A 6,777-nucleotide genomic window follows, 5' to 3' on the forward strand; every position below is an offset into this window, starting at 1 on the left:
TACTATTTTAGTCAATAGTCAATAGTCAATAGTCAATAGTCAATAGTCAATAGTCAATAGTCAATAGTCAATAGTCAATTAGAAAGGAACGGGTATGTAGAACGAGGTTACATGATTCCCTTCTTTTATTTTGGGTTTATCCTTACAATCAAAATAGTGGGTAGCAGAAATTTATAATATGAATCAATGGTCTGTCGCCCTTAACCCTTAACTCATAACCAATAACTACCTCACCTCCTGACAAAGTTCTACCAGCACTCCATTGGTCGACTTTGGGTGAAGAAAACAAACAATTTTATTGTCGGCTCCTTTTTTGGGTGTTTCGTTGAGCACGGTGAAACCTTCCGCTTTTAAGCGGAAAATTTCAGCTTCAATATCTTCCACGTCAAAAGCAATATGATGAATACCTTCGCCTTTCTTTTCTATAAACTTAGCAATTGGGCTTTCGGGGTTTGTGGCTTCCAGTAATTCGATTTTATTTGGGCCTACTTGGAAAAATGAAGTTTTTACTCCTTCCGTAAGCACGTCTTCAATCTTATAATGAGGCTCACCAAACAACTTGGCAAAAAGGGCATTAGAATTATCTAGGTTCTTTACGGCAATGCCGATGTGTTCTATCTTTCGCATAGACTTATTGAATCATTAACTATCTTTGTAAATTAAAGGAAACTTTCGAGGCCTTGTGCCTGTTTCTAATCGAAGTCCAAATTATCGCATTTGGACAGCATAAAAAAATCAATGCATATGACGGGTGCCGGAACAGATATCCATGTAGAGAGTATTAAGCTTCAACGCGAGATTGAAAGCCATTTAAGTATTAAAGGAAGTGAATTGAGCTTTGAGTTTCAGCAGAACGAGGGTAAAACCAAGCTCGACCTGATTACGATTAGCCCAAGGCACAATCAATCTTTTCTTTTTCAGTCTGTATTGGGCATTGATAAGCTTGATGCGTTGAGAAAAATGTTGGACTACGTAAAGTCTTACAAAGACAAATACCAGTCTTACACCGTTCAGTGGATTGCAAAGGGTGAAAAAGAATTGCACACTTCGTATTTCAGAGCGGGTAATATGTACGATGCGCTTGACAAATTATATTACGGACGCGATATTAATACCATAACCGTTTTTAGTATAGTACTTAATCCTGTAGCCTAATGATAACAGTAACAGATTCAGCAAAAGAGAAAATCTTCGAGCTTCGTTCTAAGGAAGGAAAATCGAACGACAATAACATTAGAGTTTCGGTGCAAGGCGGAGGCTGCTCTGGCCTGATGTATGACCTTGATTTTGATTCTGAAATAAAGGAAAAAGACGAGGTTTTTGAAGACAAAGGCATTAAAATCTTAGTCGATAGAAAAAGCCTTTTGTACTTATTGGGTACCACCCTCGATTTTTCTGACGGACTGAACGGAAAAGGTTTTCAGTTTGTAAACCCGAACGCTTCGCGCACATGCGGTTGCGGAGAAAGTTTTTCGGTATAAGAATTTTCAAAATATTGAATTGAAAAAGGTGTCTCAAAAAGACACCTTTTTTGTTAGTAAAAACCCATATTTGAGAAGAATTCAATAGCTTGAACATTCAAAAACAAATGATTTTGACATGGAAAAACTTAATCAATCAAACCGAATGAGTCAGATTGTGATTCATGGCGATACAATCTACTTGGCTGGTCAAATTCCTGATGATACCACTCAGGACATGAAGACCCAGACTCAAAGTGTTTTAAGTAAAATAGATGCTTTATTAGCCACTGCCGGCTCTGACAAATCGAAGGCTTTAATGGCCACAATCTATATTTCGGACAAGTCTCAAGTAGCGGCTATGAATGAAGCTTGGGATGCTTGGGTAACACCCGATAGCCCACCAGCAAGGGCCTGTGTTGAAGCACAATTTCCCAGAGAAGGTTTGCTTGTAGAAATCATAATCACCGCAGCGAAGTAGTTATATCTTAAGCTTTATCGAGCTCTATTATTTTGAAGAAGAGCACGTTAGTGCAACTTACCCCATACGGCACCATCATTCCGTAGATATATACCCAAGCTACGGTGTTGGGACAGAAAGAAATAAGAAATAAAGAACATTTTCTTTTAGCTCACGGTCTGACCTTCGGTACCGACCGATCCTCTAAGGTCGGCACCGAATAGGTCAGACCTGCATATCAATCTTAAAACTCGCTTTAAAATTAAATTCCTGTAAATAGCTCAAAGCTTTCCAAATACCGTGGAATCATTACGTTTGGCCAATGCAACTCTTCTTTGAGTTTTAACGACAGGTGATGGGCACTTTTCAATTCACCATGCACCACAAAAGTCATTTTAGGCGCTTCTTTAAACTGGCCTGCCCAACGCATTAACTCACCTCTATCGGCATGCGCTGATAGCCCATTGATATGTTCGACATGACATTTTACAGGCACTTCAATACCATAAATACGAGAGGTAGGCTCTCCATCAAGAATCTTTCGGCCTCTTGTACCTTCCGCCTGAAAACCAACAAACAAAAGCGTGTCATTTTTTCGTGACAGACGATTGAACAAATGATGCATAATTCTTCCCCCAGTACACATTCCGCTGGCTGAAATAATAACCGCATTCTTTTCTATGCTATTGATACTCATGGAAGAATCTTGAGTTCGGAAGTACTTAAAGCGAGGGTAATCGAAAATGGATTCATGTTCGCCCCTTCCAATACTCAATTTGTGGTCGTCACGATGAATTTTGTGCAAGTTAGTCGCACTAATGGCCATTGGGCTGTCAATGTAAACATCGCATGCAGGAATCTGATTGGTGGTTAACAAGCGGTGGAAATAGTAGAGCAATAATTGGGTTCTGCCTACCGCAAAAGAAGGGATCAGCAAACAGCCATCGTTGTCGAATGCAGTTTTCACAATACTGGCCAGCTGCCCTTCAATATCTTCGGCCACATTATCTCTGTCGCCATAAGTGGATTCGATAAAAAGGACGTCTGCGTCATGCATTGCATAAGGATCCTTTAACAAGGGTTGATTGTAGCGCCCTAAATCGCCCGAGAACACAATCTTTTTCTGCTGGGTTTCTCCTTGAATATTAAGCGACACAATGGCCGACCCAAGAATATGACCAGCATCGAAAAAAGTGGCCGTTACGGACTCTAAAACATTGACTGGCTTTTGATAAGGTATAGGCACCACCATTTCGAGTGCGTTTTTTGCATCCTCGGTATTGAAAAGTGCCAAAGGCGGATTGTGTTTTGAATAGCCTTTATGTTGAGCAAATTCAGCTTCTTCCTCTTGCAGCTTTGCGGCATCTAAAAGCAAAATTTCTAAAAGTGAGGCAGTCGCTTCTGTGCAATAAATCGGTCCGTTAAAGCCTTCGTTTACTATTCTTGGCAGGTAACCGGAATGATCGATATGAGCATGAGTTAATACGATGGCATCAATAGTTGTGGCGTCCATCGGAAATTCATCCCAGTTTCTGAGCCTAAGTTCTTTTAAGCCTTGAAACAAACCGCAATCCACTAACAACTTCTTTTTATCAAGTTCTAGTAAATATTTTGAACCGGTAACCGACTGGGCTCCGCCTAAAAACTTTAACCTTACATCCATAGCATCAAATTAACAACTCTCAACTTTCAACAGAATTAACATTATTCATAATCATAAATGATAAATATCATGCATTAGGGCAAAATCAATAGGCTTCCAAATCAGCTGGTATTGGGTAATCAGGCCCTTCTGTCGATTTATAATTATAAACCGCTGGAATAGGTGGGCAGCGATGCTCTGTAATTTCTTTCATTAATTCATGAGTGGATAAACTTGTATTTTCGCCAAAGAAAGCCTTCTCTTTATCAGTGAAGACACCTTCAGTGTCATTTTTAAGAATTTCTCCCATCCAAAGCCTACGCAATTCTATCCAATGCTCATCCTGTTTTCCGTCTTCCAGTGTTGCCGCATAAGGTCTAACTTCTACATAAATTGTTCGCCTAGCCCCTGGTGAGCGCTTAGGTTCTGAACTGTGTAACACCATCATTTCTTGTACCATAACATTTCCAGTCTTGGCAGGAACTTGCACTACATTTGGAGGATTCCAACCGTAATCCCTTTCAATTGACTCTATGTCCTGCAATTCAGTATGTGTTGCAGGCACATATCGTAAACATCCATCGTTCAGATCAGAATCGTCTAAATATATTCCGATGTTCAAGTAAGCATGATTTGGATCATTTGGAGCTCCTTGATGCCATTTCACTACTGGATGAGGGTGTTGATGCTTGTATAGAATATCAGCCTGAAGAATAATGGCAGTGGGGCCGCAAAGTTCTTTTATCAATTTTAAAAAAACAGGGGTGGCCAGCAATCGGTTAAGGTCTTCTGTATAATGGAAATGGAGGTCATCGAAACGCATTAATCGTGGCCCTACAGAATCCTCGATAACACAAGCGCCTGACAAGGTATCACCTCGCCTATAATATTCCAGTGCTTTAGCTTCTATTTCGTCAGCTATACTTCTAAACCTATTAAGTATTTCCGTTGGAATGGACTCTTCCAACAAGGCATAGCCACATTCAAAAAATCTTTCTCTATTAATAATCTCTGTCTTCATAAAAGTAAAATTAGGCAGGTTTTCACATCACTTTTCGCCATATAAATCTGGCTTCTTAATCACCATCCAAAGGCTCCTTCTCACAATTTCACCCATATTATTGCACTTTAAAAAAGCCTTTTCATTGTAGTATTTGGCAAGGTCTTTCCTAAGCTTTTTAACCTGCTCAGGAAAAGCCAGCGTATCCTTAATCATTGCATTGATAAGGTCTAACACCCGATAGCGCTCGACCCTTAGTCGGTTGGCAATCAATGAGCGCTCTTCCTTTTGATATTGCTTTACCGTTTCGGGAGTCATATGCTTAAGCCCCAATTCAATCAGTTCGTTATTCTGTTTGAAATATTGCGGAAGATATACACTTTTCCTACCCTCGTAAGATTGCTGATCAAAATCTATGGCTTTCAATCTATAGCTCACTTCTTCAAAATCAGGAGTTACATTTACCACGAAATTACTAGAGTGCATATCGCCCAAAAGCCGAACGAAGCACCTTTCGTTGAACTTCACAAACTCTTTGGCCAGCCTAATCTCATTAAGCATTTTGCTATTCATATGGTTTTTAATGAACTCATCTCCAGGAATTCCCACAATATGCTCTTCGATTAAAGTGTTTTTATGCACCACATAACTCATTCGGTTAGGAGAAAGCAAATGCTCCAACTCCAGCCCATAAATTCTGGAGGCATCAGCATTTTTTACATAGAAGTAATCAAAGTTATCGTTGATCTGGTTGACAATGCGTACCCTAAAAGGCTTTGTATTGCCGAAAGCACAGAGATCTACCCTATCTACTCTTAGGTGTTCCATCACCCCAACATCTCCATCAGCCATTAGCACAGAGTAAATCTTTTTGAGGGCCAAGTAAATGTCCTTCATGTCGTCTTGCGGATAGAAAACAGTTTCCCAAAGGGTATCGTCTCCTTTAGAATTGTAAAGAGGAATGGCATTATTATACCTCAGTAAATCATCGTACTGAATGGGCACTTCGATGAGCCGTTTATAGCGCAAAAGGTAGGCGCGTAGCTCCTCGCTTATTTTAAAGGGAATCTTCTTTTTACTGATCAGGGCCATGGTAACTTCTCTTTGCTCTAAGATAGTAATTAGGACTGAGTAGATAAGGGTTAAGGGTTAAGAGCGGGAAGTTTTGGATTTAGGGTTTAAAGGAATTTTGTGTCGCAACAATCGGACATATCTTCACCACTGCTGTTCTGAACAGACAGGTTGCAAACCTTGTTATCACAGGTTTAATTTCTCTTAATGACGAAACAATAACGGTGGCTAGTTATCAGCTACCGCTTTAAAATATATACCTGAAAAATAAGGGTGGAATTTGGGGGCACTTCTCTAGTCCCTTCAGATCCATAGGCCATTCGCGCGGGTACTTTTATAAAACCATTATCCCCTTCCTGAAAATACTTGAGCCCTTCTTGAAAACCATCAATCAAACCACTCTTTTTTAGGTTAATACCTATTGGTTTTTTTGTTCTGAAGGAGCTATCAATTTCTTTTCCATTCTCTAAATAAGTAGCGTAGTGTAAAATCATATCACTAGGTTCTAAAATAGGTTCAGTATAAATTTCCCCCTTCACTTTTGAGAGTCCTAAGTTATATTTTACCTCAATCCAAGTTATGTTATTGAATTGATCCTCTCGAAATTTCTCAAACTTCTCCTCGGGGTTTTCATCTGTCACAATGTTTCCAGCTTCATCCCATTCCTTCAATTGAATTAGAATTCCAAGGTCGTTATACTTTTCTTCTCGTTTCTTAGAGCCGTCTTCGTACCAAAAGGAATGCTTACCAATTTTGATCCCATCCGCCATTCTACCTTGGTACTTCTTCTCACCATTTTCATACTTTTCTACCGTCTTCTGTGCAAAAACAGAGGTCGCTGGAAAAGTAAGAAATAGGCAAACACTAATAGTAAGCAGGAATGATTTCATGGTAGGAGCTTTATAACTTCAAGAAAGGCCAATTTACAAATAGAACATTACTAGAACAACCTCTTTAAAAATGTTAAGCCTCTCCCTATTAAAGTTGGATTTAGCTGAATGTAACCCAAAAGAGCAGCCGTTTGGCTGCTCTTTTGGGTTTGTTGCACATATTATTCTGCTTACCTACTCAACCTCACAATATGCACCCAGCTGTTTTTGAATCGGGTGTCGTTCCTGATTTGTTTCATGCGGGCGATGGCCTT

Annotated in this window: 8 protein-coding genes; 3 read left to right on the forward strand and 5 right to left on the reverse strand. The window is 39.7% G+C overall.

Annotated features, from left to right (window positions below):
• Positions 1–225: 225 nt before the first annotated feature.
• Positions 226–627 carry a methylmalonyl-CoA epimerase gene (gene mce, locus MB14_RS09080; protein WP_062591254.1) on the reverse strand — a complete coding sequence of 134 codons (402 nt, stop codon included), beginning with the start codon at positions 625–627 and terminating at the stop codon, positions 226–228.
• Positions 628–717: 90 nt separating this feature from the next.
• Between mce and MB14_RS09085 the strand changes: the two genes are divergently transcribed.
• From MB14_RS09085 to MB14_RS09095, 3 genes are all read left to right on the forward strand, one after another.
• Positions 718–1,155, forward strand: coding sequence for a hypothetical protein (locus tag MB14_RS09085; RefSeq protein ID WP_246032634.1), 438 nt, complete (start codon positions 718–720; stop codon positions 1,153–1,155).
• On the forward strand, positions 1,155–1,481 hold the full coding sequence (locus MB14_RS09090) for a HesB/IscA family protein (protein ID WP_053225160.1): 327 nt from the start codon (positions 1,155–1,157) through the stop codon (positions 1,479–1,481). The genes MB14_RS09085 and MB14_RS09090 overlap by 1 nt, the downstream gene beginning before the upstream one ends.
• Before the next feature lie 118 nt (positions 1,482–1,599).
• Positions 1,600–1,941, forward strand: a complete 342-nt coding sequence (locus tag MB14_RS09095; RefSeq protein ID WP_062591255.1) for a RidA family protein — start codon at positions 1,600–1,602, stop codon at positions 1,939–1,941.
• A 241-nt stretch (positions 1,942–2,182) separates the two neighbouring features.
• On the opposite strand, the gene MB14_RS09100 is transcribed toward MB14_RS09095, so the two are convergent.
• From MB14_RS09100 to MB14_RS09115, 4 genes are all read right to left on the reverse strand, one after another.
• Positions 2,183–3,583, reverse strand: coding sequence for an MBL fold metallo-hydrolase RNA specificity domain-containing protein (locus tag MB14_RS09100; RefSeq protein WP_062591256.1), 1,401 nt, complete (start codon positions 3,581–3,583; stop codon positions 2,183–2,185).
• A gap of 85 nt (positions 3,584–3,668) precedes the next feature.
• Complete coding sequence (locus MB14_RS09105; protein ID WP_062591257.1) at positions 3,669–4,583, reverse strand: phytanoyl-CoA dioxygenase family protein; 915 nt, start codon at positions 4,581–4,583, stop codon at positions 3,669–3,671.
• Between the two features lie 27 nt (positions 4,584–4,610).
• Positions 4,611–5,654 carry a hypothetical protein gene (locus tag MB14_RS09110; RefSeq protein WP_062591258.1) on the reverse strand — a complete coding sequence of 348 codons (1,044 nt, stop codon included), beginning with the start codon at positions 5,652–5,654 and terminating at the stop codon, positions 4,611–4,613.
• A gap of 218 nt (positions 5,655–5,872) precedes the next feature.
• Positions 5,873–6,523 (reverse strand): FKBP-type peptidyl-prolyl cis-trans isomerase, encoded by a 651-nt coding sequence (locus tag MB14_RS09115; protein ID WP_062591259.1) that lies wholly within the window; start codon positions 6,521–6,523, stop codon positions 5,873–5,875.
• Positions 6,524–6,777: the final 254 nt, after the last annotated feature.

This window comes from Roseivirga ehrenbergii (genome assembly GCF_001593005.1).
GTDB lineage: Bacteria > Bacteroidota > Bacteroidia > Cytophagales > Cyclobacteriaceae > Roseivirga > Roseivirga ehrenbergii.